Origin of the sequence: Rhodovulum sulfidophilum DSM 1374 (genome assembly GCF_001633165.1) — a bacterium.
In the GTDB taxonomy this organism is placed as follows: Bacteria; Pseudomonadota; Alphaproteobacteria; order Rhodobacterales; family Rhodobacteraceae; genus Rhodovulum; species Rhodovulum sulfidophilum.
Map to the genome: position 1 here is coordinate 1,915,985 of NZ_CP015418.1, position 26,671 is coordinate 1,942,655.

Annotated in this window: 29 protein-coding genes; 27 read left to right on the forward strand and 2 right to left on the reverse strand. The window is 66.8% G+C overall.

Features of this window, described 5'->3' with window-relative positions:
- Positions 1 to 206: 206 nt before the first annotated feature.
- A complete protein-coding gene (locus A6W98_RS09085) occupies positions 207 to 818 on the reverse strand; it encodes a helix-turn-helix transcriptional regulator (protein ID WP_042460550.1) in 612 nt (203 codons plus the stop codon).
- A 105-nt stretch (positions 819 to 923) separates the two neighbouring features.
- On the opposite strand from A6W98_RS09085, the gene A6W98_RS09090 reads away from it, so the two are divergent.
- The 27 genes from A6W98_RS09090 (at position 924) to cysE (ending at position 25,264) form a co-directional block, all read left to right on the forward strand.
- Complete coding sequence (locus A6W98_RS09090) at positions 924 to 1,412, forward strand: autoinducer binding domain-containing protein (RefSeq protein ID WP_042460553.1); 489 nt, start codon at positions 924 to 926, stop codon at positions 1,410 to 1,412.
- A gap of 138 nt (positions 1,413 to 1,550) precedes the next feature.
- On the forward strand, positions 1,551 to 2,315 hold the full coding sequence (fabI, locus tag A6W98_RS09095; RefSeq protein WP_042460556.1) for an enoyl-ACP reductase FabI: 765 nt from the start codon (positions 1,551 to 1,553) through the stop codon (positions 2,313 to 2,315).
- A gap of 11 nt (positions 2,316 to 2,326) precedes the next feature.
- Complete coding sequence (locus A6W98_RS09100; RefSeq protein WP_063490900.1) at positions 2,327 to 4,858, forward strand: DUF3141 domain-containing protein; 2,532 nt, start codon at positions 2,327 to 2,329, stop codon at positions 4,856 to 4,858.
- On the forward strand, positions 4,855 to 6,264 hold the full coding sequence (locus A6W98_RS09105; RefSeq protein WP_042460559.1) for a bifunctional enoyl-CoA hydratase/phosphate acetyltransferase: 1,410 nt from the start codon (positions 4,855 to 4,857) through the stop codon (positions 6,262 to 6,264). The genes A6W98_RS09100 and A6W98_RS09105 overlap by 4 nt, the downstream gene beginning before the upstream one ends.
- 4 nt (positions 6,265 to 6,268) lie before the next feature.
- On the forward strand, positions 6,269 to 7,477 hold the full coding sequence (locus tag A6W98_RS09110; RefSeq protein ID WP_042460562.1) for an acetate/propionate family kinase: 1,209 nt from the start codon (positions 6,269 to 6,271) through the stop codon (positions 7,475 to 7,477).
- Positions 7,478 to 7,756: 279 nt separating this feature from the next.
- Positions 7,757 to 8,410: a CoA transferase subunit A gene (locus A6W98_RS09115; protein ID WP_042460565.1), complete on the forward strand. Its 654-nt coding sequence runs from the start codon at positions 7,757 to 7,759 to the stop codon at positions 8,408 to 8,410.
- Positions 8,410 to 9,063: a 3-oxoacid CoA-transferase subunit B gene (locus tag A6W98_RS09120; protein ID WP_042460568.1), complete on the forward strand. Its 654-nt coding sequence runs from the start codon at positions 8,410 to 8,412 to the stop codon at positions 9,061 to 9,063. The genes A6W98_RS09115 and A6W98_RS09120 overlap by 1 nt, the downstream gene beginning before the upstream one ends.
- A 225-nt stretch (positions 9,064 to 9,288) precedes the next feature.
- Positions 9,289 to 9,645 carry a hypothetical protein gene (locus tag A6W98_RS21910; protein WP_063490901.1) on the forward strand — a complete coding sequence of 119 codons (357 nt, stop codon included), beginning with the start codon at positions 9,289 to 9,291 and terminating at the stop codon, positions 9,643 to 9,645.
- A complete protein-coding gene (locus tag A6W98_RS09130) occupies positions 9,638 to 10,915 on the forward strand; it encodes a DNA-packaging protein (protein WP_042460575.1) in 1,278 nt (425 codons plus the stop codon). Before A6W98_RS21910 ends, A6W98_RS09130 begins: the two co-directional genes overlap by 8 nt.
- Before the next feature lie 131 nt (positions 10,916 to 11,046).
- The gene (locus A6W98_RS09135; RefSeq protein ID WP_042460578.1) at positions 11,047 to 12,222 is read left to right on the forward strand and encodes a phage portal protein; all 1,176 of its coding nucleotides are present in this window, start codon (positions 11,047 to 11,049) and stop codon (positions 12,220 to 12,222) included.
- Positions 12,223 to 12,224: 2 nt separating this feature from the next.
- Positions 12,225 to 12,467: a GTA head formation protein, RCAP_rcc01685 family gene (locus A6W98_RS09140; RefSeq protein WP_042460581.1), complete on the forward strand. Its 243-nt coding sequence runs from the start codon at positions 12,225 to 12,227 to the stop codon at positions 12,465 to 12,467.
- Between the two features lie 20 nt (positions 12,468 to 12,487).
- Positions 12,488 to 13,054, forward strand: coding sequence for an HK97 family phage prohead protease (locus tag A6W98_RS09145; protein WP_042460584.1), 567 nt, complete (start codon positions 12,488 to 12,490; stop codon positions 13,052 to 13,054).
- Between the two features lie 43 nt (positions 13,055 to 13,097).
- Positions 13,098 to 14,285 (forward strand): phage major capsid protein, encoded by a 1,188-nt coding sequence (locus A6W98_RS09150; protein WP_042460587.1) that lies wholly within the window; start codon positions 13,098 to 13,100, stop codon positions 14,283 to 14,285.
- A gap of 162 nt (positions 14,286 to 14,447) precedes the next feature.
- On the forward strand, positions 14,448 to 15,047 hold the full coding sequence (locus tag A6W98_RS09155; protein WP_042460589.1) for a head-tail connector protein: 600 nt from the start codon (positions 14,448 to 14,450) through the stop codon (positions 15,045 to 15,047).
- Complete coding sequence (locus tag A6W98_RS09160; protein WP_042460592.1) at positions 15,044 to 15,385, forward strand: head-tail adaptor protein; 342 nt, start codon at positions 15,044 to 15,046, stop codon at positions 15,383 to 15,385. Before A6W98_RS09155 ends, A6W98_RS09160 begins: the two co-directional genes overlap by 4 nt.
- Positions 15,382 to 15,792 carry a DUF3168 domain-containing protein gene (locus A6W98_RS09165; RefSeq protein ID WP_042460594.1) on the forward strand — a complete coding sequence of 137 codons (411 nt, stop codon included), beginning with the start codon at positions 15,382 to 15,384 and terminating at the stop codon, positions 15,790 to 15,792. The genes A6W98_RS09160 and A6W98_RS09165 overlap by 4 nt, the downstream gene beginning before the upstream one ends.
- Before the next feature lie 23 nt (positions 15,793 to 15,815).
- Positions 15,816 to 16,229, forward strand: coding sequence for a phage major tail protein, TP901-1 family (locus A6W98_RS09170; protein ID WP_042460596.1), 414 nt, complete (start codon positions 15,816 to 15,818; stop codon positions 16,227 to 16,229).
- Positions 16,230 to 16,231: 2 nt separating this feature from the next.
- On the forward strand, positions 16,232 to 16,564 hold the full coding sequence (locus A6W98_RS09175) for a gene transfer agent family protein (RefSeq protein ID WP_042460599.1): 333 nt from the start codon (positions 16,232 to 16,234) through the stop codon (positions 16,562 to 16,564).
- Positions 16,554 to 16,748, forward strand: a complete 195-nt coding sequence (locus A6W98_RS09180; RefSeq protein ID WP_042460602.1) for a rcc01693 family protein — start codon at positions 16,554 to 16,556, stop codon at positions 16,746 to 16,748. Before A6W98_RS09175 ends, A6W98_RS09180 begins: the two co-directional genes overlap by 11 nt.
- Positions 16,749 to 16,751: 3 nt before the next feature.
- Complete coding sequence (locus tag A6W98_RS09185; protein ID WP_042460605.1) at positions 16,752 to 17,420, forward strand: phage tail tape measure protein; 669 nt, start codon at positions 16,752 to 16,754, stop codon at positions 17,418 to 17,420.
- Between the two features lie 15 nt (positions 17,421 to 17,435).
- On the forward strand, positions 17,436 to 18,068 hold the full coding sequence (locus A6W98_RS09190; protein WP_042460609.1) for a DUF2460 domain-containing protein: 633 nt from the start codon (positions 17,436 to 17,438) through the stop codon (positions 18,066 to 18,068).
- On the forward strand, positions 18,068 to 18,955 hold the full coding sequence (locus tag A6W98_RS09195) for a DUF2163 domain-containing protein (RefSeq protein ID WP_042460612.1): 888 nt from the start codon (positions 18,068 to 18,070) through the stop codon (positions 18,953 to 18,955). The genes A6W98_RS09190 and A6W98_RS09195 overlap by 1 nt, the downstream gene beginning before the upstream one ends.
- Positions 18,952 to 19,395, forward strand: a complete 444-nt coding sequence (locus tag A6W98_RS09200) for an NlpC/P60 family protein (protein ID WP_042460614.1) — start codon at positions 18,952 to 18,954, stop codon at positions 19,393 to 19,395. The genes A6W98_RS09195 and A6W98_RS09200 overlap by 4 nt, the downstream gene beginning before the upstream one ends.
- A 3-nt stretch (positions 19,396 to 19,398) precedes the next feature.
- A complete protein-coding gene (locus A6W98_RS09205) occupies positions 19,399 to 23,298 on the forward strand; it encodes a baseplate multidomain protein megatron (RefSeq protein ID WP_042460617.1) in 3,900 nt (1,299 codons plus the stop codon).
- Positions 23,291 to 24,004, forward strand: a complete 714-nt coding sequence (locus tag A6W98_RS09210; RefSeq protein WP_042460620.1) for a DUF2793 domain-containing protein — start codon at positions 23,291 to 23,293, stop codon at positions 24,002 to 24,004. Before A6W98_RS09205 ends, A6W98_RS09210 begins: the two co-directional genes overlap by 8 nt.
- An 8-nt stretch (positions 24,005 to 24,012) precedes the next feature.
- Entirely contained in the window at positions 24,013 to 24,321 is a 309-nt protein-coding gene (locus A6W98_RS09215) for a DUF7742 family protein (protein WP_042460623.1), read from the forward strand.
- A 127-nt stretch (positions 24,322 to 24,448) separates the two neighbouring features.
- Entirely contained in the window at positions 24,449 to 25,264 is an 816-nt protein-coding gene (gene cysE, locus A6W98_RS09220; RefSeq protein WP_042460626.1) for a serine O-acetyltransferase, read from the forward strand.
- A 73-nt stretch (positions 25,265 to 25,337) separates the two neighbouring features.
- Here the strand turns inward: cysE and A6W98_RS09225 are convergent, their stop codons facing one another.
- Complete coding sequence (locus A6W98_RS09225) at positions 25,338 to 26,663, reverse strand: pyruvate dehydrogenase complex dihydrolipoamide acetyltransferase (RefSeq protein ID WP_042460629.1); 1,326 nt, start codon at positions 26,661 to 26,663, stop codon at positions 25,338 to 25,340.
- Between the last annotated feature and the right edge of the window lie 8 nt (positions 26,664 to 26,671).

Here is a 26,671-nt window from a genome sequence, read left to right on the forward strand (position 1 = left end):
CCAGGCTTGTTAAATCAATTTAAGGATTTGTGGATTAAGGTCAATTCGTGCCGGGGTTGCGAATTGCGTCGCCCGGAATGTGGCCGCGTAAATTGGGGCGCGACATGGCATCTGCGATTTTGCGATGCCCAACCGGTGGAACGGCGCTGACGGCCGTTGAGTGCCGGAAATTTCCGGTCAGTGGAACAATTGGGCCGGGGTGAAGCTCAGATGACGCCGCGGCTGCGCGCCATGGAGGTTGCCTGGGATGTGGTCGCGGCACCGAGCTTGCGTTTGGCATTGGCCAGCCGGGCCTTGACCGCGCTCATCGAGATCTCGAGTTCCGCGGAGATTTCCTTGAGCCGCAATCCGTCGGCCTGAAGCCTGAGCGCTTCGGTTTCGGCATGGGTAAGGCCTGTCCGTTCGGATCCCGCGCGATGCAGGCGGGTGACGATCTGAAGCAACTCGGCCATTTCCGATTCGGCATAGGTGCGATCCGACCGGGCGAAGGTGCCGTAGCTGCGCCGACCGGACTCGCCCGGCCGCATCACCGAAACCACCGCGCCATGGATCAACCCGAAACTTGCGGCCTGGCCGAAGACATCTGCATGGTCGTCGAAGGCGAGTGCCGCCCAGGAAATGACGCCTGTCCGCGCATAGACCCAGCGGAATACCGGGTCCTGGACGATCAACCCGTTGCGGGCGTAATGGTCGGTCCAGTCGCCGGGCAGCCGGTTGATTTCCTGGGCCGGATAGGTGAAGCCCAGACGCAGCCCGACATAATACCCCGCAGGCGCAAGGGCGGAGAGGCGATCGGTCAGTTTCTTCCGAAGATCCATCGGGCGGGGGGCATCTCGTGATGAAGGTCTTGAACAGGGTGGCGCTTTGGTATCAGGAACGGGCGCAGAATACCATGTGTGTTTCCGGGTCGCGACGGGTGGTTCATGAACAGGGTAAACAAGGTCGCCGAGCTTTTGGAAATGCTGCAGCGGACCTGTGACACGGGCTTCGTTCTGGCGCTTCATGTCCGCTTCACCCGTCCGCTTGTGCTGTACCGGACCTATCCGCAGTCCTGGTGCGATCACTACGATCTGAACGGGTTGGTGATGCTCGACCCCGCCGTGCGCTGGAGCTTTTGCAACACGGGCGTCATCCAGTGGGACGACCCGTCCCTGGACGATCCGGGCGGCGTGGTCGAGGCCGCGCGTGCGCATGGGGTGGCCAATGGTGTCTCGGTTTCTGTCGGATCGGCGACCTCGCGTAGTCTGGGCGGGTTTTCGCGGTCGTCCGGCCGCTTTGATGCGGCCGATATGGACCGGCTGTCGGATCTCGTCGAGACCCTGCATCTGGTGCTCGACGGTGTCTCCGAGGACGAGCAGGGGCCCGAATTGCGTGCGCTGCGTGCGCTGTCGACGTCGGTGCTGCAACCGTAACCGACGCCCCCGGACCGTCTGTCCGGGCGGACGCCACGGCTTTGTCATCTCTGTCGGTTATGCTGCAGGTGCAAAAGGATTCGGGGCGCGTTATGCTGCGGGTGCAAAGGCATGAGCCGCTGTGGTTTAGGAGCATCCATGTTTTCACTTGAAGGCCAGACGGCGCTGATCGTCGGGATCGCGAATGACAAGTCCATCGCCTGGGGTGCGGCGCGCGCGCTCAGGGCTCAGGGGGCCAGGCTTGCGATCACCTATCTGAATGAAAAGGCTGAAGCTTTCGTCCGGCCCCTGGCCGAGGAGGTCGGCGCGGAGATCTTCATGCCGCTTGATGTGTGCAACGAGGCCGAGATGGATGCGGTCTTCGCCGAGATCGGGGCGCGCTGGGGGCGGCTCGACACCGTGCTGCATTCGATCGCCTTCTGTCCGCGCGACGATCTGCATGGGCGTGTTGTCGACTGCTCTGCCGAGGGGTTCTCGCTGGCCATGGATGTTTCGGTGCATTCCTTCCTGAGAATGATCCGGAAGGCCGAGCCGCTGATGCCCGACGGGGGGACCTGCATGACCGTGTCCTTCGCGGGCGCGACGCGGGTGGTCGAACATTACAATATCATGGGGCCGGTCAAGGCGGCGCTGGAATCGACGGTGCGCTACGTGGCGGCCGAGCTGGGGCCGAAAGGGATCTCGGTGCATGCGCTGTCGCCCGGGCCGCTGGCGACGCGCGCGGCCTCGGGGATCGCCGAATTCGACGAATTGCTCGACGCCGCCGCCGAGCGCGCGCCGATCCATCATCTGGCCACGATCGAGGATGTCGGGGCCTATTGCGCATTCCTCGCCAGTCGCGAGGCCAAGAACGTGACGGGGGGCGTCCACGCCATAGATGGCGGTTATTCCATCATCGGCTGAAGGAGACGACCATGGATATGCATGTGGAAAGCCGCTCGGACGATGACCCCGCCGACGTGATGCGGGCCCTGATCTGGGGCTCGGGGGGGATGGCTCAGGACCGGCTTGCGCTGATGAGTGCACTGGCAGGCGGGTCGCTGGAGAATGCGGACCTGATCCGAGAGGTTGCGGGCCGCCACGGCAACAGGATGCTCGACACCCATTCGACGCGGACGCGCGAGCTGCTGGCTCAGATGCGGCGGCTGATGGAGGCCGCCCGGAATTCGAAGAAGGAGATGACGCGGGGGCAGCTTGTCGCGGATTATCGCGACTATCTGCGCGATGCGGGCGAGCGCTGGCTGCTGACGATGGATGCGCTGCGGGCAAGGGGCGACATCTTTCGCGAGCACGAGGCCGAAGGCTGCCCGCCGGTCCTGGCCTATCGCTACGAGGTGGTGATCGACGGGACGGATCTGCCGCATCCCTGCAACTACCAGCTTCTGCGCATCGAGCCGCCCGAGGGGGTCGAGCTTCGTCCAGACAAGCGGCCCTATGTGATCATCGATCCGCGGGCCGGGCATGGTGGCGGTATCGGCGGGTTCAAGCCCGACAGCCAGGTGGGCGTGGCGTTCAAGGGCGGCCATCCGGTCTATTTCGTGTCCTTCAGGCGCGATCCGCTGCCGGGGCAGACGCTGGCCGATGTCTGCCGCGCCGAGGCGGAATTCGTGCGCGAGGTGACCCGGCTGCATCCGGCGGCGGCCAAGCCGGTGGTGATGGGCAATTGTCAGGGCGGATGGGCGACGCTCTTGCTGGCCGCGACCAATCCCGACCTGACCGGGCCCATCGTGTTGAACGGCGCGCCGGTCGCGACCTGGTCGGGGGAGGTCGGTCGGCATCCGATGCGCTACAATGCCGGGATCCTCGGCGGCGCGATGCAGCCGATGCTGTGGTCGGATCTGGGCGGCGGCCGCTTCGACGGCGCCAATCTGGTGATGAATTTCGAGCTGCTGAACCCGAGCCGCAACTACTTTCGCAAGTATTACGATATCTTCCGCGACATCGACCAGCCCGGCATGCGTCAGCGCTTTCTCGATTTCGAGCGCTGGTGGGGCGGCTTCTTCACCCTGAACGAGGCCGAGATCCGCTGGGTCGTCGAACAGCTTTTCGTCGGCAACCGTCTGACCAGGAACACCGCCATGCTGGAGCCGGGGCGGCCGGTCGACATCAAGGCGATCCGGGCGCCGATCATCGTCTTTGCCAGCCAGGGCGACAATATCACACCACCGCAACAGGCGCTGAACTGGGTCCTCGACGCCTATGCCGGGGTCGAGGAAATCCGCATCCGCGGTCAGCGGATCGTCTATATGGTGCATGAGGAGGTGGGCCATCTGGGCATCTTCGTCTCGTCTAAAATCGCCAGGAAGGAACATACCGAGGTCTCCTCGACGCTGAGGACCATCGAGGCGCTGGCCCCGGGGCTTTACGAGATGCGGATCGATGCCGCCGAGGGCCGGGGTGAGGATCGCGAGTTCCTCGTCAGCTTTGCCGAACGCAGCTTTGCCGATCTCGAGCAGATCGCGGGCGGGCGCGAGGAGGAGGCAGCCTTTGCGGCGGTCTCGCGGATGAGCACCATCCAGTCCGAGATTTACGATACCGCGGTTCGGCCTCTGGTCCGGGCCTCGGTGAATGCACAGGCCGCCGAGACGACGCGGCGGCTGCATCCCTTGCGGGTGCAACGAACGGCGATGTCCTCGGTCAATCCCTTGCTGGCGCCGGTCGCCGCCGCCGCCGGGCGGCTGCGCGAGGAGCGGCATCCGGCGGCGATCGACAATCCGTTCCTCTGGGCCGAGCGCTTCGCCGCCGACATGACGGAACAGTGGATCGACTTCGGGCGGGATATGCGGGATGCTTGGGTCGAGATGAGCTTCTTTGCGATGTGGAATTCGCCCTGGGCCCGGGCTTTCGGTGCCCCGGAGGCCGTGCGGCGGACCCGAAAGACGACCGCCGAGCTGCGCGCGATGCCGATTGTGGAGACCGTGCTTTCGCATGTCGATCAGGGCGGTTTCGTCGAGGCGGTGATCCGGATGCTGATCCTGCTGGCCGAAAGCCGCGGTTCGGTCCGGCGCGACCGGTTGGAACGCTCGGCATGGGTGCTGAACCATGACGAGCCCTTCGCCTCGCTGACAGCGGAATGCCGCGCGCGGATCCTGCATGAGCAGACCCTGATCGCGACCCATGATCCGGAGGGCGCGATCGGGACATTGCCCTGTCTTCTGCGCGATCCGGAGGACCGGGAGCTTGCCGCGCGCGTCGTGCAATATGTGCCCGGGCCCATCGCGGAGATGGCGCCGCATACGCTGGAGATGCTGCAGCGGTTCCGCGCGGTTCTTGGCCTGTCGCCGCTTGCCGAGGACGTGGTCGAGGACCCGCTGGCCTCGCATGGGGCCGTCGTCCATGGTGCCGATATGGCGCGGCCCGGATCCGCGGCCGCGGGTGTCCCCGGTGCCGAAGCTGGCGTCGGAGACGCGCCGAAGACCGTTTCAGAAAGAAAGACGTCCGAATGAAGATCACGGAGAACCGCACCTTCGACGAAATCTCGGTGGGAGACACCGCCCAAATCGTCCGGATCTGTTCCGAAGACGATTTCTATGTGTTCGCCAGCGCCTCGGGCAATTACAACCCGATGCATCTGGCGCGGCTGGATGGCGACGGCGACGGTGTGGATGAAGCCCTCGCGCCCGCGATCTGGGAAGCGTCGCTGATCTCGGCGGTCCTGGGCAATCTGCTGCCCGGCCCCGGAACGCTTTATCGCAGTCAGAGCCTGGTCTTCCACGAGCGTGCCCAGGCCGGGGACGAGCTTCTGACCCGGGTGACGGTCGTCGAGAAGCGTCCGCCGAACCGGATCGTCCTGGAGACCCGGGTCGAGCGCTGTTCGGACGGGGCGCTGGTGCTGGACGGCGAGGCCGAGGTCAAGGCGCCGCCGAAGAAGCTGGTGTTCAACGATCTGGAAATCCCCGGCCTGGTGATCGAACGCCACCGGCATTTCGATGAGCTGATCGACCGGGCCGAACCGCTGGCGCCCCTGCCGACGGCGGTGGTCTGTCCCGAAGAGCCGCGCGCGCTGGGCGGGGCGCTGCTAGGGGCGCGTCACACGATCATCGCGCCGATCCTCGTCGGCGATCCTGACAAGATCGCGGCGGCGGCGGCCGAGATCGGCGCCTCGCTTGCCGGGATCGAGATTGTCGAGGCGGCCGATCACGTAACGGCGGCCCATCTTGCGGTCGATCTGGTGGCGGGCGGCCGGGCGGCGGCGCTGATGAAGGGGCATCTGCATACCGATGTTCTGCTGCGGGCTGCGCTTCGCAAGGAGAACGGGCTGCGCGCCGGGCGGCGGTTCACCCATGTCTTCGTGATGGATGTGCCGGGGGTGCCGCATCCGCTGATGGTGACCGATGCCGCGATCAACATCGCGCCCGATCTGCGCACCAAGGTCGATATCGTGCAGAATGCCATCGATCTGGCGATTTCGATCGGGATCGAGGTGCCGAAGGTGGGCGTGCTGTCGGCGGTCGAGACGGTGAATCCCGACATTCCGTCCTCGCTCGATGCGGCGCTCTTGTCGAAGATGGCCGAGCGCGGCCAGATCCGGGGTGGCATGGTCGACGGGCCGCTGGCGATGGACAACGCGGTCGATCTGACGGCGGCGCGCACCAAGGGCATCACCTCGCAGGTGGCGGGGCGGGCCGAGGTTCTGGTGGTGCCCAATCTGGATGCGGGCAACATGCTGGCCAAGCAACTGGCCTATATCAGCCATGCCGAAGGTGCGGGCGTCGTGATGGGGGCGAAAGTGCCGATTATACTCAATTCGCGGTCGGATGACGACAAGGCGCGGCTGGCCTCCTGCGCGGTGGCGACGCTGCACAATGCCCGGCTGAACGGGCTGATCCCGGCCCAGCGGGCGGCGGAGTAGGACCATGTCGCATGTTCTGACCCTGAATGCGGGCTCTTCCTCGCTGAAATTCGGCTTTTTCCGTTTGAACGGCGCGGCCGACGATCCGGACCCGCGCATCGTCGGCTCGGTCGAGCGGATCGGCACGGGCGAGCGTGCCCGGCTCAAGGCCAAGCGCCAGGACGGGATGGTGCTGGTCGACCGCGAATTCGGCCGCAACCATGTGGCCGACCACGAAACGGCCCTGGCCCGGGCCGTCGAGTTCCTGAAGGAACAGCGCCCGCAGGCCGAGCTTGACGCGGTCGGGCACCGGGTGGTGCATGGCGGGCCCGATTACGACATGCCGGTCGAGCTGACGGGCGAGGTGATGGCGCGGCTTGCGCAGTTCGAGCCGCTGGCACCGCTGCACCAGCCGCATAACCTGGCGGGCGTGCGCGCGGCGCTGAAGCTGTTCCCCGAGGCCGTGCAGCTGGCCTGTTTCGACACCGCCTTTCACCGCAACCACCCCTGGGTCAACGACACTTTCGCCATTCCGCGCAAGTATTACGATCAGGGCGTGCGGCGCTACGGGTTCCATGGGCTCAGCTATCAGTACATTTCCGAGACCTTGCGCGAGACGGCGCCGCATCTGCATATGGGCCGCACCGTCGTCGCCCATCTGGGCAATGGCGCCTCGATGTGCGGGCTGATGGGCGGGCAGTCTCGGGCCTCGACCATGGGGTTCACGGCGCTTGACGGGTTGCCGATGGGCTCGCGCTGCGGTCAGCTCGACCCGGGCGTGCTCCTGTACATGCTGAGAAGCGAGGGCATGACGCCGGCCGAGATCGAGGACGAGCTGTATCGCAAGTCGGGGCTTCTGGGGCTGTCGGGGCTGTCGAACGACATGCGGACGCTCGAGGCCGCGGGTACCGAGGAGGCGCGCCAGGCGATCGACTATTTCGTGTTCCGGATCCGCCGCGAATTGGGCGGTCTGGTCGCGGCGCTGGGCGGGATCAGCACCATGGTGTTCTGTGGCGGGATCGGCGAGAATTCGGTCCTGATCCGCGAGAAGGTCTGCACCGGTATGGGGTGGATCGGCATGGAACTGGACGAAACGCGCAACATGCGCAACGAGCGGATCATCTCGACCGATTTCAGCCGGGTGCGCATTCTGGTCATTCCCACCGACGAGGAGATCGTGATCGCGCGGGCCGCGCGCGACATGCTGGCGCGGCGCGCTGCGGACGCGGCGTGATGGGGGCGGCCTTGCTCTCCGGATCGGCGGGCATGTGCCGCTTGGATATCGGCCGGATCACGATGATGCGGCGCCACTGTGCAGGTCGGTCGGGGCGTCTGTCCGCTTGCCGTGGGGCGGGCGCGAGACTGGCAGCGAGGGCGTCGTGTCCGCTCCTGACGCATATTCCCATTCTCGGGTCCGCCTTTCGCGCCCGGCCGGCATGGCTGCCATATCCGCATTGCCTGCGGCAGGGGCGCCTCGGACGGCCGGCCGCGCGATGAAAGCGAGGGAGGCGACATGAAACGGGCACTGAAACCGGCCGAGGCCGCCGAGATGATCCCCGAGGGTGCGGTGCTGCTGATCGGCGGTTTCATGGGGGTGGGCGCGCCGCACCGTCTGATCGACGCACTGGTCGCGCGCGGGGTGGGCGGGTTCACCGTCATCGCCAACGATACCGTGCGGCCGGGCCAGGATATCGGCAAGCTGATCGACGCGCGGCTGGTGGCGAAATGCATCGTCAGCCATATCGGCCTGAACCCCGAGACCCAGCGCCAGATGATTGCGGGCGATCTCGAGGTCGAACTGGTGCCGCAGGGGACGCTGGTCGAGCGCATCCGCGCGGGCGGCGTCGGGCTTGGCGGCGTGCTGACGGCGACCGGGCTGGGCACGGTTGTCGCCGAGGGCAAGCCGACGGTCGAGGTCGACGGCAAGACCTATCTGCTGGAAAAGCCGATCCGGGGCGATTTCGCCCTGATCGGGGCGCGGCAATGCGACTATGTCGGCAATCTCGAATACACGCTGACCGCGCATAACTTCAATCCGGTGATGGCGATGGCTGCGGATACGGTGATTGCGGAGCCGCATCACGTCATGCCCGTGGGGATGATCCCGCCCGACGCGGTCAAGACGCCCGGGGTGCTGGTCGACCACATTCTGGAAAGGCTGGTCTGATGGATGCCAAGGAGGTGATCGCCCGCCGGGTAGCGCAGGAGGTGCGCGGGGGCATGCTGGTCAATCTGGGGATCGGGCTGCCTTCGATGGTGGCGAATTTTGTCCCCGACGGCATGCATGTGTTCTTTCAGGCCGAGAATGGCGTGATCGGGCTGGGCCAGCGTCCGCCGGACGGAATGGAGGATCGCGACCTGACCGATGCGGGCGGCGGTTTCGTGACGGCGGTGCCGGGCGCGGCCTCGATCGACAGCGCGATGAGCTTCGGTCTGATCCGTGGCGGGCATCTGGACATGACGGTGCTGGGCGGGCTGCAGGTGGATGAAAAGGGCCATCTGGCCAACTGGATGGTGCCGGGCAGGATGGTGCCGGGGATGGGCGGCGCGATGGATCTGGTCACGGGCGCGCGCCGGGTGATCGTGGCGATGGTCCATGCCGCGAAGGGCGCGCCGAAGATCGTGCCGGAATGCACGCTGCCTTTGACCGCGACGCGCAGGGTCAGTCTGATCGTGACCGAGATGGCGGTGATCGAGCCGACCGACGAGGGCCTTGTCCTGCGCGAGCGGGGCCCGGGCGTGGCGGTGGATGACATCCTTGCGGCAACCTCGGCGGCGTTGATCGTGCCGGATGATGTCGCGGAAATGGTGCTGGGCTGAGCGGCGTCTTCTGACGGGGTGGCCGAAGTGGCCTGCTGGATCAGGTCATCGAACGAGCTGGTTGAATTAACCTATTGTTAATAATAAACATCTTGACTCTGCGCGCGGTCTGGGCTATACCTTCAGGCAAGCTGGAAGACGTGGGAATGGCGGCACGGGGACACCCCGGGGGCCGCTTTTTCTTTGTCTTCTCACTGCAATAGGCAGGTCAATCAGGCAGACGCGATGACAGACGATCTCTCACCTGCAGCGGGCGACGCGGCAGCGTGGGCGGTGCTAGAGGAAGCCGAAGAACATTACAGGCGCATGATCCGCGCACTGAATGACCTGATCGAAGAAATCCAGGCCGGCAATTCCGAGCGCGCCCGCATGCTGCGGGGTGCGCTGAACGATCTTGGAAAAGCGGCCCAGACTGCGTTTGATGAACGGCAGCGGGTGGAAAGGCGGCTCAATGCTGAAACCGGTTCCGACGGAGGAATCCAGGCACTCGACCTTGACCAGGCGCGCCTTGAAGTCAGGCGCCGACTGGATCGCCTGCGCTCCGCCCGAGACGCAGACAGCGTTTCTGGAGGGGATGGATGAAGCGGTGCTGCTGGCGCTGCCTTACCTGTTCGAATTCTGGGCATTGCCGCATCAGCTTGCCCCCGAGGGCGGCTGGCGGTCCTGGGTGATCATGGGCGGGCGCGGCTCTGGCAAGACCCGGGCAGGCGCGGAATGGGTCCGCTCGCAGGTCGAGGGAGCGCGTCCGCTGGACGAGGGCAGGGCGCGTCGGGTGGCGTTGGTCGGGGAGACCATCGACGAGGCGCGCGAGGTCATGGTGTTCGGCGAGAGCGGCATTCTGGCCTGTTCGCCGCCTGACCGGCGGCCGAACTGGGAGGCGACGCGGCGGCGGCTGGTCTGGCCGAATGGTGCCGTGGCGCAGGTCTTCTCGGCGCATGATCCGGACTCGCTTCGGGGCCCGCAATTCGATGCCGCCTGGTCGGACGAGCTGGCGAAATGGAAGCGGGCCGAGGAAACCTGGGACATGCTTCAGTTCGGGCTGAGGCTGGGGGGGGACCCGCAGCAATGCGTGACGACGACGCCGCGCAATGTTCCGGTGCTGAAAGCGATCCTGTCCAACCCGATGACGGTTGTCACACATGCCCCGACCGAGGCCAACCGGGCCAATCTGGCGGCGTCCTTTCTGGAGGCGGTGCGGACGCGCTATTCGGGCACGCGGCTCGGGCGGCAGGAGCTGGACGGCATCCTGCTGGAAGAGGCCGAAAGCGCGCTCTGGACGCTTGCCCGGCTGGAGGTCTTGCGGGTCGATGCGGCCCCGGAGCTTGACCGGATCGTGGTGGCGGTCGATCCGCCGGTATCGAGCCATGCCGGTTCGGATGAATGCGGTATCGTCGTGGCCGGGGTCCGGATGCAGGGCCCGCCCCAGAGCTGGAGCGCTTACGTGCTGGAGGATGTGAGCGTCGCGGGGGCCGCGCCGACAGCCTGGGCGAAAATCGCGCTTGCGGCCATGGAACGCCATTCGGCGGACCGCATGGTGGCCGAGGTCAATCAGGGTGGCGATCTGGTCGAGACCATGATCCGGCAGCTCGACGCGATGGTGCCGTTCCGCGCGGTTCGGGCGACACGGGGCAAGATCGCCCGGGCCGAACCGGTGGCGGCGCTCTACGAACAGGGGCGCGTCAGGCATCTGAGGGGGGTGCAGGTGCTCGAGGAGCAGATGTGTCACATGACGGCGCATGGCTATGAGGGCCGGGGCAGCCCGGACCGGGTCGATGCCCTGGTCTGGGCGATCAACGATCTGATGATCTCGCCGGCCGCGCATTGGCGCCGGCCGCGCGTGAGGGGCCTTTAGACCGGCAGAACAGCCCGCATGGGCGGCACGGAACGGCCGGGATCGGCCCGCCCCCGGGGAGACCGGGCGGCGGGCCTTTTCTTTCCCTCCGTCCGCTGGCGGAGCCGACCGAAAACGGAGGATGACTGGCGATGAAATTCAACCTGTTCCGCCGAGCGACGGAAACACTTCCCGAAACCAAGGCCTCGGCCACGGGGCCGGTGATCGCCTGGGCGGGAGCGGGCCGCGCGGCCTGGACGCCGCGCGATACGGGGTCGCTCATCCGGGCGGGGTTCAACGCCAATCCCGTCGGTTTTCGCGCGGTCAAGCTGATCGCGGAATCCGCGGCGGCCTTGCCGTTGATCTGTCAGGACGAGGACAGGCGCTACGAAACCCATCCGGTGATCGAGCTGCTCAGGCGGCCCAATCCGGCGCAGGGCCGCGCCGAGCTGATGGAGGCGCTTTACGGCCAGCTTCTGCTTTCGGGGAACGGCTATCTCGAGGCGGTGGGCGGCGAAACCGGGCTGCCTTTCGAACTGCACGTGCTGCGCTCGGACCGGATGAGGCTGGTGCCGGGAACGGACGGATGGCCCGTCGCCTATGACTACATGGTGGGGGCGCGCAAGCACCGCTTCGACATGACCGGGCCGGTGCCGCCGATCTGCCATATCAAGAATTTCCATCCGCAGGACGACCATTACGGCCTGTCGCCGATGCAGGCGGCCGCGACCGCGGTCGACGTGCATAATGCCGCCTCGCGCTGGTCGAAGGCGCTGCTGGACAATGCGGCCCGGCCCTCGGGCGCAATCATCTATACCGGCTCGGACGGCCAGTCGATGTTGAGCGAGGAGCAATATTCGCGGCTGCAGGACGAGATGCTGTCCTATCACCAGGGGGCGGCGAATGCCGGACGGCCGATGCTGCTGGAAGGTGGCCTCGACTGGAAGCCGATGGGCTTCTCGCCCTCGGACATGGAGTTTCAGAAGACCAAGGAGGCTGCGGCTCGCGAGATCGCCACGGCCTTCGGAGTGCCGCCCATGCTTCTGGGAATTCCGGGCGAGGCGACCTACGCCAATTACCAGGAGGCCAATCGCGCTTTCTACCGGCTGACCGTGGTGCCTCTGGTGGCGAAAGTCACCGGGGCCCTGGCCGAGTTTCTGGCGCATTTCGGCTCTTCGGCGGTTTCTCTCAAACCCGATCTCGACCAGGTGCCGGCGCTGGCCGCCGAGCGGGATACGCAATGGAAGAGAATCTCAGAAGCCGAGTTCCTGACCGAAGACGAGAAGCGTGCGCTGCTCGGGTTGCCGAGGCGGCCGGAGGGGGGGTGAGGGTGCCCCAGCCAAGATCGGGGTCGCGGTTTCTCTATGCCCCCTTCGATGCGACGCATATCCGGATCGAGGCCAGCGAGCGGGTGATGGAAGAGCGCTGGAGTGCGCTCGAATACCGGCTGAAACGCATCGAGGAGATGCTGGACCAGATCGAAAAGCGTGTGTGGCTGACGGTTTACGGGATCGTCGCGGTGATCCTTGCCCAAGGCGTCGCCTCGATCCTGTCCGCCATATCCGCGCCATAGCAGTGAAAAGGACAGACCGGATGAAGGAGTACGACGTTGGCAGCGCGCTCGAGCACAAGTTCTGCAAGAACGACGCCCTGCCGCTGGCGCTGAAGGAGGGTGCGGTGATCGAGGGCTATGCCTCGGTCTTCGGGGCCGCCGATTTCGGGGGCGACATCGTCCAGGGCGGGGCCTATGCGGCCTCGTTGCGGCAGATCGCAGCAGAGGGCCGCCGGGTGAAGATGCTCTGGCAGCACGATCCGTCGGAACCGATCGGGGTCTGGGACGAGGTTCGCGAGGATGCCCGCGGGCTTTATGTCAAGGGCCGGATCCTGACCGATGTGACCCGCGGCCGCGAGGCGGCGGCGCTGGTCGCGGCGGGGGCGCTCGACGGGTTGTCGATCGGCTACCGCACCAAGCGGGCAAGCAAGGATGCAAGCGGGCACAGGCTGCTTGCCGAGCTGGAGCTTTGGGAAGTGTCGCTGGTGACCTTTCCGATGCTTGCCGATGCGCGGGTCGGCACCAAGGCGGAAGAAAGCGCCGAGGCGCTGTTGCGCGATCTGGCGGATGCCTTTGCGGGCGCCCGTCGTGCGCTGGCCGAGGGGTGACGCCCCGATGCCGGCAGGACCGTTCCCAGACAGGACGAGCGATATGACCGAGACCGAAGCCAAGACCGGGCGGGTGCGTGGCCCCGCTGTGGAAATACGCGAGGCGCTGGAGGACTTCATGAAGGATTTCAGTAGTTTCCAGTCCGAAATCAAATCGAGACTCAAGCAACAGGAAGAGCGACTGACCATGTTCGACCGGAAATCGCAAGTGACTGCGGGGCGCCCTGTTCTGTCCCGTTCCGCCGAGATCGAAGTGCCTCACAAGAAGGCCTTCGGCGCTTATCTGAGAACCGGCGACGATGACGCTCTGCGCGGGCTCGAAATCGAGGCCAAGGCGATGTCGACCGCGGTGGCCGGCGATGGCGGCTATCTGATCGACCCCGAAACCGCCAGCAGCATCCAGTCGGTGCTGACCTCGACGGCGTCGATCCGGTCGATCTCGCAGGTGGTCACGGTGGAGGCCAGTTCCTATGACGTCCTGGTCGACCATTCGGATACCGGCTCGGGCTGGTCGAGCGAGACCGGCAGCCAGGTCGAGACCGGGACGCCTCAGATCGAGCGGGTGACGATCCCGCTGCACGAGTTGTCGGCGATGCCAAAGATCAGCCAGCGGCTGCTGGATGACAGCGCCTTCGACATCGAGGGCTGGCTGGCGGGGCGGATTGCCGACAAGTTCGCCCGGGCCGAGGCCGCCGCCTTCATCTCGGGCGACGGTGCCGACAAGCCGCGGGGCTTTCTCAACCATCCGAAGGTGGCCGAAGCGTCCTGGTCCTGGGGCAGTCTCGGCTATGTCGCGACCGGTGCCGATGGCGATTTCGACGTCGGGGCGCCCTCGGACGCGATCCTCGATCTGGTCTATTCGCTGGGGGCTGTCTATCGCGCCAATGCCACATTCGTGATGAATTCGAAGACCGCCGGTGCGGTCCGCAAGATGAAGGATGCCGACGGGCGGTTTTTGTGGTCGGACGGGCTGGCCGCGGCCGAGCCCGCGCGGCTGCTGGGCTATCCGGTGCTGATCGCCGAGGACATGCCCGATATCGCAGCGGATGCGGCGGCCATTGCCTTCGGCGATTTCCAGGCCGGGTATGCCGTGGCCGAGCGGCCCGATCTGCGGGTGCTGCGCGATCCGTTCTCGGCCAAGCCGCATGTGCTGTTCTACGCTACCAAGCGCGTCGGCGGCGATGTCAGCGACTTTGCTGCGATCAAGGTGCTGAAGTTCTCGGTGTCCTGATCGCAGGCGATCCGGCACCGCATCCACACCGGCCCCCGGTATCGGGGCGGTGAGGCGCGCGCTGACCCCCGAGGTCCGATCCATCCGGGCGTTCCCTCCGACAGGGCGGGACGGGTCGGCGCGCGTCGTCCTTGCGGCGAGGAAAAGCGGAGAAACCACGACATGATGCTGATCGAGCAGACGAGGGTGCCCGGAGCGGCGCTTCCGCTTGCGCAATTCAAGGCGCAGCTGCGTCTCGGGACGGGATTTGCCGGAGAGGAAAATCAGGATGCCTATCTCGAGGCGCTGCTTCGGGCCGCCATCGCGGCGGTAGAGGCGCGGACCGGAAAGGCCCTGATCGTCCGGAGCTTCAGCTATGAGCTGCAGGGCTGGCGCCAGAGCGACCGGCAGGTTTTGCCGGTCGCGCCAGTGCAGGCCGTGACCGGGATCCGCGCCGTCGACCGCAACGGCACCGCCGTTCCGGTGCCGCCCGGACGCTACCGGCTGGTGGCAGACACCCATGCGCCGCAGCTGCGGGGCACGGGGGGGGCGATGCCGGGCATTCCCTTCGAGGGCAGCGCCCGGATCGATTTCGAGGCTGGGTTCGGTGCCGACTGGGCAGCGGTGCCCGAGGATCTGGGCCATGCGGTGTTGCTGCTGGCCGCGCATTACTACGAGAACCGGCTCGAGCAGCCGACCGGGAAAGGCGCGATGCCGTTCGGCGTTGCCGCGCTGACCGACCGCTGGCGCCCGTTGCGGCTGACGCCGGGAGGCCCGCGATGAGCCGGGTGCCGATCCTGAACCGGCAGCTGGTCCTAGAAGTGCCGGTCCCTGTCGCCGATGGCGCGGGCGGCTTTTCCGAAACCTGGGTGCCGCGCGGCACGCTTTGGGCCGAGATGAGCCCGCGCATGGCGGGCGAGCGGGCGGGCGAGGAACTGGCGCTGTCGCGGGTCCTTTACCGGGTCGTGGTTCGGGGCGCTCCACCGGGCGCGCCCTCCCGGCCCGCGGCCGGCCAGCGGTTCCGCGAAGGGACGCGGTATTTCCACATCCGGGCGGTGACCGAGCATGACGCGCGCGGCCTCTACCTAGCCTGCTATGCGGAAGAGGAGATCGGGGCATGAGCTATGGCATGGCGGCGGCGCTGCAGGCCGCGATCTTCGAGCGGATTTCGGGACATGCCGCCATCGCCGCGATCGTCGGCGACGCGATCTTCGATGCCGTGCCCGCGGGACGTGTTCCGCCGATCTATGTGAGCCTGGGTCCGGAAGAGGTCCGCGACGCGTCCGACAAGGGCGCGGACGGGGCAAGGCATCTCGTGACGATTTCCGTCGTCAGCGAGGAGGCCGGTTTCGCCCGGGCCAAGGCCGCCGCCGGAGCCATCTCCGACGCCCTGACCGGGGCACCGCTCGCGCTCGCCCGGGGCAGGGTGGTCGGACTTTGGTTCGACCGCGCCCGCGCCCGGCGTGTCGGAGCGAAGGATCAGCGTCGCATCGACCTGCGGTTCTCCGTCCGGGTCGAGGACGATTGAATGACACATGTGGAGGACGCGAAATGACGGCGCAGAACGGCAAGGATCTTCTCATCAAGGTCGACATCTCCGGCGCGGGAGACTTCTCGACCTTCGCGGGGCTGCGGGCCTCGCGCATCAGCTTCAATGCCGAGCCGGTGGACGTGACCAGCCTGGAAAGCCAGGGCGGGTGGCGCGAATTGCTGGTCGGCGCGGGGGTCAAATCGGCCGCGATCAGCGGTTCGGGCGTCTTCAAGGATGCCGAAACCGACGCCCGGGCCCGGCAGGTCTTCTTCGATGGCCTCATGCCGCTTTTCCAGCTGGTGATCCCGGATTTCGGGGTCGTCGAGGGGCGGTTCCAGGTCAGCAGCCTGGAATATGCCGGCAGCCACAATGGCGAGGCCACCTATGAAATGACGCTCGCCTCGGCCGGTGTCCTCAGCTTTACGGCGATGTGAGCATGCCAAATCCCCATGCAGGCGAAGTGGCGCTGATGGTCAATGCAGAGCGCCGGGTTCTCAAGCTCACGCTTGGCGCATTGGCCGAACTGGAGGCGGCGCTGGGCGCCGACACGCTGCTGGCGCTGATCGAGCGCTACGAGGAGGGGCATTTCGCGACCCGCGACGTGGTCGCGCTTTTGCTGGCCGGGTTGCGCGGCGGTGGATGGAAGGGAACGACGGCCGATCTTGCCGAAGCCGATATCGGGGGCGGGCCGATTGCCGCCGCGCAGGCGGCCGCGCAGCTTCTGGCGCGGGCCTTCACCTTGCCGGAGGCGAGAAAGGATGGGCTTTGACTGGGGCACCCTGATGCGGGCGGGCATCCGCGGGCTGGGACTGAGGCCGGCCGAGTTCTGGGCGCTGACGCCCGCCGAACTGATGCTGATGCTGGGGGCCGATGGCGGGCCTGCCCCCATGAGCCGCGCGCGGCTGGAGGAACTGGCCCGCGCCTTTCCGGACAAACCGAGGGACGAAGGATAGGCCATGGCCGATGCTGACGATATCGAGTCATTCGAGGCGCAGCTGGAGGCGCTTGAGACGACCCTGGGAGGAGCGAGCGGCACGGCCGCGGCTTTCGAGGTCGAACTCGTGCGGATGCGGGACTCGCTGACGCTGACGAACCGCGAGGTCAGTTCGCTGTCGAACGCCATCGGGCGCGGCCTTCGGGGGGCCTTCGACGGGCTGGTCTTCGATGGAATGAAGCTTTCCGATGCCCTGAAATCGGTCGCCAATTCGCTGGCCAACGCAACCTATGCTGCTGCCGTGAAGCCCGTGCAGGGGCAGCTGGGCGGTTTGCTTGCGGGCGGGATCGAGGGGCTGCTGGGTGCCGCCTTGCCCTTTGCAAAGGGCGCGAGCTTTTCGCAGGGCCGGGTCATTCCCTTCGCTTCTGGCGGTATCGTCGGTCAGGCGACCTATTTTCCGATGCGGGGGGGCACCGGGCTGATGGGAGAGGCCGGGCCCGAGGCGATCCTGCCGCTGTCGCGGGGCGCCGATGGCCGGCTGGGGGTCCGGTCGGAAAGCGGCGGTTCGGCGCGGCCGGTCCAGATCGTGATGAACATCAACACGCCTGACGTACAGGGCTTCGCGCGCAGTCAGAGCCAGATCGCGGCCGAGATGAGCCGTTTGCTGTCGCGCGCCCAGCGGAACAGGTGAAGGAGGAGATCGCAGATGGGATTTCACGAAGTCCGTTTCCCGGCCAATCTCAGCTTCGGCTCGGTGGGCGGTCCCGAGCGTCGCACGGAGATCGTCACCCTCGCCAACGGTTTCGAGGAGCGCAACAGCCCCTGGGAGCATGCCCGGCGGCGCTACGATGCGGGGGTCGCGATGAGTTCGCTTGACGATGTCGAGCAGCTGATCGCCTTCTTCGAGTCGCGGCGCGGCCAGCTTTACGGATTCCGCTGGAAGGACTGGTCGGATTACAAGTCCTGCCGCCCTTCGGCCGAGATCGCGCCGGGCGATCAGGTGATCGGTTTCGGCGATGGCGGCACGGTCCAGTTCCAGCTTCAGAAGACCTATGCCTCGGGCGGGCAGTCCTATGTGCGTCCGATCGCAAAGCCGGTCGCGGGCACGGTTCGGCTGGCCGTGGACGGCACCGAGATCTTCGCGCTGACCGATTACATGATCGACCTCGCTTCGGGCTTGGTGACCCTGGCCGAGGCGCCGCCGACGGGAGCGGTCGTGAGCGCGGGGTTCGAGTTCGATGTCCCGGTGCGGTTCGATACCGACCGGATCCAGAGTTCGGTCGAGAGCTTCCGGGCCGGAGATGTGCCCTCGGTTCCCGTCGTGGAGCTCCGGATCTGATGCCGCTGTCGGGGACATTTCTGGCGCATCTGGAAAGCGGCGCGACAACGCTTGCCAGGGCCTGGGCGCTGGTCCGGCGCGACGGCGTCGTGCTGGGCTTCACCGATCACGACCGCGATCTTGTCTTTGCAGGGGTCACCTTCCGGGCCGATACCGGTATGACGGCGCGGGCGCTGAGCCAGACCACCGGGCTTTCCGTCGACAATTCGGCCGCCGTCTCGGCGCTGAGTTCGGAGGCGATCACCGAGGAGGACATCTCGGCCGGACGCTATGACGGCGCGGGGCTGCGGATCTGGCTGGTCAACTGGCGCGATCCCGAACAGCACGCGCTGATCTTCACCGGGACGCTGGGCGAGATGACCCGGACCGCCGGGGCCTTCGAGGCCGAGTTGCGCGGTCTGGCCGAAGGGTTGAACCAGCCGCAGGGGCAGATCTACCAGGCCCCTTGCGGTGCGGTTCTGGGCGATGGGGCCTGCCGTTTCGACACCGGACGGGCAGGCTTTTCCGCCGTCCTGGCTGCGGTGGCCGTGACCGGGCACCGGGCGTTCCGGTTCGAGGGGCTGTCCGGCTTTTCTTCCCGCTGGTTCGAGCAGGGGCGGCTTGAGGTGATGTCGGGACCCGCGGCCGGGCTTGCGGGCGCGATCAAGAGCGACCGCGAGGAGAATGGCCTTCGGGTGATCGAGCTCTGGTCCGAGATCCGCGGGCCGGTCACTGCCGGCGACACTCTGCGGCTGACGGCTGGATGCGACCGGCGGGCCGAGACCTGCCGCAGCAAGTTCGACAATTTCCTCAATTTCAGGGGGTTTCCGCATATCCCGGGCGAGGATTGGCTGATGAGCTATCCGACCCGCACGGGTGTGAACAACGGGGGAAGTCTGACGTCATGATCGACATGGGAGAGCGGGCCGCCGCCGAGGCGCGGCGCTGGATCGGCACGCCATACCGCCATCAGGGCACGGTGCGGGGCGCCGGGGCCGATTGTCTGGGCTTGTTGCGCGGCGTCTGGCGCGCGCTTTATGGCCGCGAACCCGAGGAGGTGCCGCCCTACACGCCGGACTGGTCCGAACCTCAGGGCGAAGAGGTGCTGTGGCGGGCGGCCGGGCGGCATCTGATCGCCAAGCCGCTGGAGCAGGCCGCCGAGGGCGATGTGATCCTGTTCCGGATGCGCGACGACACGGTTGCCAAGCATCTCGGCTTGCAGGGGCGGGTGAACGGGGTGCCGAGTTTCATTCACGCCTATTCCGGCCATGGCGTGGTCGAAAGTTCGCTGTCCGAGCCCTGGACGCGGCGGATCGTGGCCCGGTTCGCCTTTCCCGAAAGGATCTGATCCATGGCGACAATCGTATTGTCGGCGGCTGGTGCTGCGGCCGGTTCGGCGCTGGGCGGCTCGGTGCTGGGGCTGTCGAGTGCGGTCCTCGGCCGGGCGGTCGGTGCCACGCTGGGGCGGGTGATCGACCAGCAGTTGCTGGGCAGCGGATCGCAGGCGGTCGAGACCGGCAAGGTCGAGCGGTTTCGTCTGACCGGGGCCAGCGAGGGGGCGGCCGTGGGGCGGCTCTGGGGGCGGTCGCGGATCGCGGGACAGGTGATCTGGGCCTCGCGCTTTCGCGAGACCGTCAGCAGCCATGGCGGCGGCAAGGGCGCGCCCAGCAGGCCCAAGGTCAAGCAATTCAGCTATTCGGTGAGCCTTGGCATCGCGCTTTGCGAAGGCCGGATCGCGCGCGTCGGCCGGATCTGGGCGGACGGAACCGAGATCGAGCCGCAATCGCTGACGATGTGGGTCTATGACGGGTCGGAGGACCAGCTGCCCGATGTGCTGATCGAGGCAATCGAAGGAGAGGGCCGCGCCCCGGCCTATCGCGGGACCGCTTATGTCGTGATCGCGGACATGGATCTGGCCCGCTTCGGCAACCGGGTGCCGCAGCTTACCTTCGAGGTGGTGCGACGCGCCGCCGGTGCGGTCGACGATCTGCCCGGGCTGGTGCAGGGCATGGCTCTGATCCCGGGCACGGGCGAATACGCCCTGGCGACGACGCCGGTTCATTTCTCCTACGGGCCGGGGCAGGCGGCGTCGGCCAATGTGAATACCCCCAGCGGCAAGACCGACATCGCCACGTCTCTTGACATGCTGCAGGGCGAATTGCCGAATGTCCGCTCGGTTTCGCTGGTGGTGAGCTGGTTCGCCTCGGATCTGCGGGCGCCGGTGGCGCGGATCAGACCCAAGGTCGAGCAGACGAAGTTCGACGGTCAGCCGATGCCCTGGCAGGTGGCGGGGCTGAGCAGGCGCATGGCCGAAGTGGTGCCCCATGTCGACGGCAAGCCGATTTATGGTGGGACGCCGACCGATGCCAGTGTCGTCGAAGCGATCCGGGCGTTGCGCCAGCGCGGCCAGGAGGCGGTTTTCTATCCGTTCATTCTGATGGACCAGCTTGAGGGCAATTCCCTGATCGACCCCTATACCGGGGTGGCGGGGCAGCCGCCCTTGCCCTGGCGCGGCCGCATCACGCTGAATTTCGCGCCGAACCATGCCTTCACGACAGATGGCAGCCGGTTTGCCGAGGATGAGGTGGCACTGTTCTTCGGGACCGCGCGGCCGGAGGATTTCGAGCTTTCCGGCCAGGACGTCCTGTATTCGGGACCGGATGACTGGAGCTATCGCCGCTTCATCCTGCATTACGCTCATCTTTGCGTGCTTGCCGGCGGGGTTTCGGCCTTTTGCATCGGCTCGGAGCTGCGCGGGCTGACGACGATCCGGGGCGCGGAGGGACGGTTTCCGGCGGTGGAGGCGCTGCGGGCGCTGGCGGCGGATGTGCGCAGGATCGTCGGCCCGTCCTGCAAGATCGGCTATGCGGCCGATTGGAGCGAATATTTCGGCTTTCATCCCGAGGACGGGACGGGCGATGTGCTGTTCCATCTCGATCCGCTCTGGGCCGATCCCGCGATCGATTTCGTCGGCATCGACAATTACATGCCGCTGTCGGACTGGCGGGATGGCGACGAGCATGCCGATGCCGGTTGGAGAACGATCCACGATCGGGACTATCTGCGGTCGAATATCGAGGGGGGCGAGGGGTTCGACTGGTATTACGGCTCGCAGGCGGCACGCGATGCGCAAATCCGCACGCCGATCACCGACGGGGCCCATGGCGAGCCCTGGGTCTGGCGCTACAAGGATCTTCGGAGCTGGTGGCAGAATGCCCATCATGACCGGATCGACGGGGTGCGCAGCGTGGTGCCGACCGCCTGGGTGCCGCAATCGAAGCCGATCTGGTTCACCGAGCTCGGCTGCCCCGCCGTCGACAAGGGCACCAATGCGCCCAATCTCTTCAGCGATCCGAAATCCTCGGAAAACGCGCTGCCGCCCTATTCGACCGGTGCCCGCGACGACCTGATCCAGCATCAGTATCTGCGGGCGATGCTGGGCTATTGGGGCGATCCCGCGATCAATCCGGTCTCGGAGCTTTACGGGGCGCCGATGGTGGACATGTCCCGCGCCCATGTCTGGGCCTGGGATGCACGGCCCTATCCGCAGTTTCCGGCCAATCGCGCGCTTTGGTCGGATGGCGACAATTACAGCCGGGGGCACTGGCTGAACGGGCGCGCCTCGGCGCAGGCGCTCGATGCGGTGATCCGCGAGATCTGCACCGAGGCGGGCGTTTCCGACCTGGATGTCTCGGATGTCTACGGGCTGGTGCGGGGCTATGCCGTCGGCGATCTGGCCGGGGCCCGGGCCGCGCTGCAGCCCCTGATGCTGGCCTATGGCATCGAGGCGGCCGAACGCGACGGACGGATCGTCTTCTTCAACCGCGACGGCCGTGAGCGCGTGGCCATCGATGCCGCGGATCTGGCCCGGACCGGCGAGTTGGCGGGCGATATCGAACACAGCCGGACGCCCGAGGCGGAGACTGCCGGGCGGGTCCGGCTTTCCTTCGTCGAGGCCGATGGCGCCTACGAGACCCGCGCCGCGGAGGCGATCTTTCCGGACGAGGCGAGCCGGACCGTCTCGGCCAGCGAGATGCCGCTGGTACTGACCGGGGCCGAGGGGCAGGCCATCGTCGAGCGCTGGCTGGCCGAGTCGCGTGTTGCACGCGACCGGGTGCGGCTGGCGCTGCCGCTGTCATCGCTGTCGGTGGGGGCGGGCGATGTCATGCATCTGTCCTCGGGCGATTACCGGATCGACCGGGTCGATCTGGGGGATACGCGCCGGATCGAGGCGGTGCGGGTCGAGCGCGGGCTGTATTTGCCACCCCGGATCGATGACCGGGGCGTGGTACAGCCCGCTTTCGCGGCACCGGTGCCGGTCCATGCTCTGTTCATGGATCTGCCGCTTCTGACCGGAGACGAGGTGCCGCATGCGCCCTATCTGGCGGCAGCGGCGGTGCCCTGGCCCGGGAGCGTCGATCTTTACGCTGCCGTCGAGGATGCGGGATATACCCTGAATACCACGCTGGAGCGTTCGGCCGTGATCGGGCTTGCCGAGACCCCGCTTCATGCGGCGGCGCCGGGACGATGGGATCGGGGCCCCGCCTTGCGGGTGAAACTTGCCTCGGGAACGCTTTCCTCGGTCCGGGAGGCCGATCTGCTGGCGGGCGCAAATCTGGCGGCTATCGGAACGGGCGATGCCGCGGGCTGGGAGCTGTTCCAGTTCGCCGAGGCGGAGCTTGTCGAGGCTGGCACCTACGAGCTGCGGATGCGGCTCAGGGGGCAGGCGGGAACCGAGGCCGACATGCCGGAGCTTTGGCCGGTCGGCAGCACGGTCGTCCTGATCGATGCGCGCCTGTCGCAGATCGCTCTGCCCGCGTCGGCGCGGGGGCTTGAGCGGCATTACCGCTTCGGACCGGGGACGCGGGCCTTTGACGACCCGAGCTACAGCCATGCCAGGCTGGCCTTCGACGGGATCGGGCTGCGGCCCTATGCGCCGTGCCATCTGAGATCCCGGAAGGGGGCGGGGGGCGATCTGACGCTGAGCTGGATGCGCCGCACCCGGATCGACGGCGATAGCTGGGCATCGGTCGAGGTTCCGCTTGGCGAGGCGCGCGAGGTTTATGCGCTGCGGATCATGAACGCTGCCGGGGACGAATTGCGGGCAGAGACCGTGACCGCGCCCGGCTGGACCTACACGGCGGCCATGCAGATGGCGGACGGGGCCGTCGCCCCCTTTGCCGTCGAGGTTGCGCAACTGTCCGATCAGTTCGGACCCGGACCCTATCGGAGGATCGAGATCGATGGCTAACACCGCGAACCTGTCCCTGCCGCTGTTGCAGGCGGCACAGGCGCAGAAGCATGTGATCGTGAACGAGGCGTTGACCCGGCTCGATGCGCTGGTTCAACTGCGGCTGCAGAGCCTGACGGTGTCTGCGCCGCCGCTGGGGGGGCCCGACGGTTTGGCCTGGGGCGTTCCTGTGGGCGGCGCGGGCGAGTGGGAAGGGCAGGATGGCCGGATCGCCCTGAGGGACAATGGCGGCTGGGTCTTCGTGACGCCCCTGACCGGCTGGCGTGCCTTCGTGGTGGATGCGGGCACCGACATGCGCTGGACCGGCGGTGGCTGGACCGTGGTCGGCGGTGCCGTGGCGCCTTCGGGCGCTGGGATCGCCTTTCGGGTGCTTGAATTCGATCATCCGGTGGCGGCGGGCGGAGTGCAGAATACGGCGGTGGCGATCCCCTCGCATGCAACCGTGTTCGGGGTCACAGGACGGGTGATCGAGGAGATCACCGGCACGCTGGGCAGCTGGCGGCTTGGCGCGGACGGATCGGACAACCGCTTCGGCTCGGGGCTGGGGCTTGGCCTCAATTCCTATGTGCGCGGTGTGCTGGGCAGGCCGCTCACCGGCTATGCAGCGATGCCGCTGAGGCTGAGCCCGGAGGGTGGCAGCTTTTCCGGCGGGATGGTGCGTCTTGCCGTCCATTTCACCGAACTCTCTCTTCCGGCCAGCGTCTGAGGGACCGCATGCGCCCGATTCTTCATGGCGACGCGGTGGCGGCGGCGCGGGCGCTGTATCGCCTGCCCGCAACCGAGCGCGGGCGGATGATCGGTTCAATGCTGCTGCGGGTCGAGGCGGCAGATTGCTATCGTAAAAGGTTCGGGCGGGGACATCCCCGCTGGGGAGACGGATCGCTGATGGCGCTGGCCCAGAATTTCGATCTGCCGCCGGAGCCGTCGCTGGACGACACCGATTACTGCCGCTGTCTGGCGCAGGTCCTTGGCGCCCTGGCGACCTGGCGGGAATGGAAAGCTGCGCTTTCGTCCCCGGGTTGACCGCGCCGCTGCGGCGCGGGAAGGGGGGCGGGCATGGGAGCGCTCACGTCTTTGCGCGCGTCGGGCTTGATCTTGGAAGGCGGGACGGTTCTGCTGTAAGCTGGGCCGGAAACGAAGAGGAACGTTTATGCCCGAGATCAAGCCGCGCCTTGCCGAAATCGACCCGGTCTGGAAGCGGATCTGCGCCGAGGCCGAGGAGGCTGTGAGCGCCGAACCGTTGCTGGGCGGGCTCATGCATTCGAGTCTGTTGCATCATGCGGGCTTCGAAGATGCGCTGGCCTATCGATTCGCGATGAAGCTGTCTTCGGGCGAAATGTCCGAGCAGCTTCTGCGTGAGATCGCCGATCAGGCTTATGCGGACGATCCGGCGCTTGGCCGTGCGGCGCGGGTCGATCTGACCGCGGTTCACGACCGCGATCCGGCCTGCCATCGCTACATTCAGCCGATCCTGTTCTTCAAGGGCTATCAGGCGCTGCAGGCCTACCGGGTCGGACACTGGCTCTGGCAGCAGGGAAGGCAGGACATGGCCTATCTGGTGCAGATGCGGGTTTCGGAATCCTTCGGCGTCGATATTCACCCGGCCGCAAAGCTGGGGCAGGGGATCATGATCGACCATGCCCATTCCATCGTGATCGGCGAGACCGCCATTGTCGGCGACAATGTCTCTATGCTGCATTCGGTCACGCTGGGCGGGACCGGCAAGGACGATGGCGACCGGCATCCCAAGATCGGCGACGGGGTGCTGATCGGGGCAGGGGCCAAGGTGCTGGGCAATATCCATGTCGGCCATTGCTCGCGGATCGCGGCGGGGTCGGTCGTGCTGACGGATGTGCCGCCCTGCTCGACCGTGGCGGGCGTGCCGGCGAAGATCGTCGGTGAGGCGGGCTGCGACCAGCCCTCGGTGATGATGGATCACCGGCTGGGCGGCTGCGACGGGGATTGAGCCCGATCCCGGGACAGAAAAAAGGCCCGGCGGTTCCCCCGGGCCTTTTCTTTTTCCTAGCTGCCGGTTCCGCTCAGGCCAGCATGGCCAGCGGGTTCTCGAGATTGTCCCGGATCGCCTGCAGCAGCTCGGCGCCGAGCGCGCCGTCGATCACCCGGTGATCGACGCTGAGCGTTACCGACATTACGGTCGCGACCTCGATTTCTCCGGCATCGTTGACGACAGGTTTCTTCACGCCCGCACCGACCGCGAGGATCGCGCCATGGGGTGGATTGATGACCGCGTCGAAATTGTCGATCCCGAACATTCCGAGATTGGAGATCGCGAAGCTGCCGCCCTGATACTCCTGCGGCGCGAGCTTGCGGTCGCGGGCGCGGGTTGCGAGATCCTTCATCTCCTTCGACAGCTGGCTGAGGGATTTCGTTTCGGCATCCATCAGCACCGGCGTGAAAAGCCCGCCTTCGATCGCCACCGCGACGGCCACATCCGACGGCTTGAGCTGCAGTATGCGGTCGCCGGCCCAGACCGCATTCGCCTTGGGCACCTGTTGCAGGGCAAGCGCGCAGGCCTTGATGATGAAATCGTTGACGGAGAGCTTGATGCCGCGGGCGCCGAGCTGGTCGTTCAGCGTCTTGCGGAACTCGAGCAGGGCGTCGAGCCGGATGTCGCGGCGCAGGTAGAAATGCGGGATCGTCTGCTTGGCTTCGGTCAGGCGCGCGGCGATGGTCTTGCGCATCCCGTCCAGCGTGACGACCTCGTGCTCGCGGTTCTCATAGATCTTCGCGACGGCATCGGCCGAGGCGCCTGCAGGCATCGCGGCCGCGGGGCTGGCCACCGGGGCGGCAGAGGCAGCAGGCGCCTTCGGCGCGGCGCTGGCCTTCTCGACATCGGCGCGGACGATCCGGCCGCGCGGACCGGAGCCTTCGATCGCGGCCAGGTCGAGCCCTTTCTCGGCCGCGATCCGGCGCGCGAGCGGCGAGGCGAAGATACGTTCGCCCGAGCCCGTGCTGGGCGCGGGCGGGGCGGCGGCCGGCGCGGAGCCCCCGCCGGTGCCCCCTTCGGGGGCCGATTTGCCACCCGCGTCGGCCTGTGGGGCCTCCGGGGCGGATGCCGGCGCGGGCGCTGTCGCGGCGCTGTCGATGTCATCGGCGCTTTCGCCCTCCTCGAGCAGCACCGCGATGGGGGTGTTGACCTTGACCCCTTCAGTGCCGGCCTCGATCAGGATCCTGCCGACCGTGCCCTCATCGACGGCCTCGAATTCCATCGTCGCCTTGTCGGTCTCGATCTCGGCCAGAAGGTCGCCGGCCGAGACGGTATCGCCTTCCTTGACCAGCCATTTTGCCAGCGTGCCTTCCTCCATCGTCGGAGAGAGGGCGGGCATCAGGATTTCCGTTGCCATGTCTCTGG

Coding starts and splice junctions, on each gene's coding strand:
- A6W98_RS09085 (WP_042460550.1), bottom strand. CDS start 818: ATGGATCTTCGGAAGAAACTGACCGATCGCCTCTCCGCCCTTGCGCCT.
- A6W98_RS09090 (WP_042460553.1), top strand. CDS start 924: ATGAACAGGGTAAACAAGGTCGCCGAGCTTTTGGAAATGCTGCAGCGG.
- fabI (WP_042460556.1), top strand. CDS start 1,551: ATGTTTTCACTTGAAGGCCAGACGGCGCTGATCGTCGGGATCGCGAAT.
- A6W98_RS09100 (WP_063490900.1), top strand. CDS start 2,327: ATGGATATGCATGTGGAAAGCCGCTCGGACGATGACCCCGCCGACGTG.
- A6W98_RS09105 (WP_042460559.1), top strand. CDS start 4,855: ATGAAGATCACGGAGAACCGCACCTTCGACGAAATCTCGGTGGGAGAC.
- A6W98_RS09110 (WP_042460562.1), top strand. CDS start 6,269: ATGTCGCATGTTCTGACCCTGAATGCGGGCTCTTCCTCGCTGAAATTC.
- A6W98_RS09115 (WP_042460565.1), top strand. CDS start 7,757: ATGAAACGGGCACTGAAACCGGCCGAGGCCGCCGAGATGATCCCCGAG.
- A6W98_RS09120 (WP_042460568.1), top strand. CDS start 8,410: ATGGATGCCAAGGAGGTGATCGCCCGCCGGGTAGCGCAGGAGGTGCGC.
- A6W98_RS21910 (WP_063490901.1), top strand. CDS start 9,289: ATGACAGACGATCTCTCACCTGCAGCGGGCGACGCGGCAGCGTGGGCG.
- A6W98_RS09130 (WP_042460575.1), top strand. CDS start 9,638: ATGGATGAAGCGGTGCTGCTGGCGCTGCCTTACCTGTTCGAATTCTGG.
- A6W98_RS09135 (WP_042460578.1), top strand. CDS start 11,047: ATGAAATTCAACCTGTTCCGCCGAGCGACGGAAACACTTCCCGAAACC.
- A6W98_RS09145 (WP_042460584.1), top strand. CDS start 12,488: ATGAAGGAGTACGACGTTGGCAGCGCGCTCGAGCACAAGTTCTGCAAG.
- A6W98_RS09150 (WP_042460587.1), top strand. CDS start 13,098: ATGACCGAGACCGAAGCCAAGACCGGGCGGGTGCGTGGCCCCGCTGTG.
- A6W98_RS09155 (WP_042460589.1), top strand. CDS start 14,448: ATGATGCTGATCGAGCAGACGAGGGTGCCCGGAGCGGCGCTTCCGCTT.
- A6W98_RS09160 (WP_042460592.1), top strand. CDS start 15,044: ATGAGCCGGGTGCCGATCCTGAACCGGCAGCTGGTCCTAGAAGTGCCG.
- A6W98_RS09165 (WP_042460594.1), top strand. CDS start 15,382: ATGAGCTATGGCATGGCGGCGGCGCTGCAGGCCGCGATCTTCGAGCGG.
- A6W98_RS09170 (WP_042460596.1), top strand. CDS start 15,816: ATGACGGCGCAGAACGGCAAGGATCTTCTCATCAAGGTCGACATCTCC.
- A6W98_RS09175 (WP_042460599.1), top strand. CDS start 16,232: ATGCCAAATCCCCATGCAGGCGAAGTGGCGCTGATGGTCAATGCAGAG.
- A6W98_RS09180 (WP_042460602.1), top strand. CDS start 16,554: ATGGGCTTTGACTGGGGCACCCTGATGCGGGCGGGCATCCGCGGGCTG.
- A6W98_RS09185 (WP_042460605.1), top strand. CDS start 16,752: ATGGCCGATGCTGACGATATCGAGTCATTCGAGGCGCAGCTGGAGGCG.
- A6W98_RS09190 (WP_042460609.1), top strand. CDS start 17,436: ATGGGATTTCACGAAGTCCGTTTCCCGGCCAATCTCAGCTTCGGCTCG.
- A6W98_RS09195 (WP_042460612.1), top strand. CDS start 18,068: ATGCCGCTGTCGGGGACATTTCTGGCGCATCTGGAAAGCGGCGCGACA.
- A6W98_RS09200 (WP_042460614.1), top strand. CDS start 18,952: ATGATCGACATGGGAGAGCGGGCCGCCGCCGAGGCGCGGCGCTGGATC.
- A6W98_RS09205 (WP_042460617.1), top strand. CDS start 19,399: ATGGCGACAATCGTATTGTCGGCGGCTGGTGCTGCGGCCGGTTCGGCG.
- A6W98_RS09210 (WP_042460620.1), top strand. CDS start 23,291: ATGGCTAACACCGCGAACCTGTCCCTGCCGCTGTTGCAGGCGGCACAG.
- A6W98_RS09215 (WP_042460623.1), top strand. CDS start 24,013: ATGCGCCCGATTCTTCATGGCGACGCGGTGGCGGCGGCGCGGGCGCTG.
- cysE (WP_042460626.1), top strand. CDS start 24,449: ATGCCCGAGATCAAGCCGCGCCTTGCCGAAATCGACCCGGTCTGGAAG.
- A6W98_RS09225 (WP_042460629.1), bottom strand. CDS start 26,663: ATGGCAACGGAAATCCTGATGCCCGCCCTCTCTCCGACGATGGAGGAA.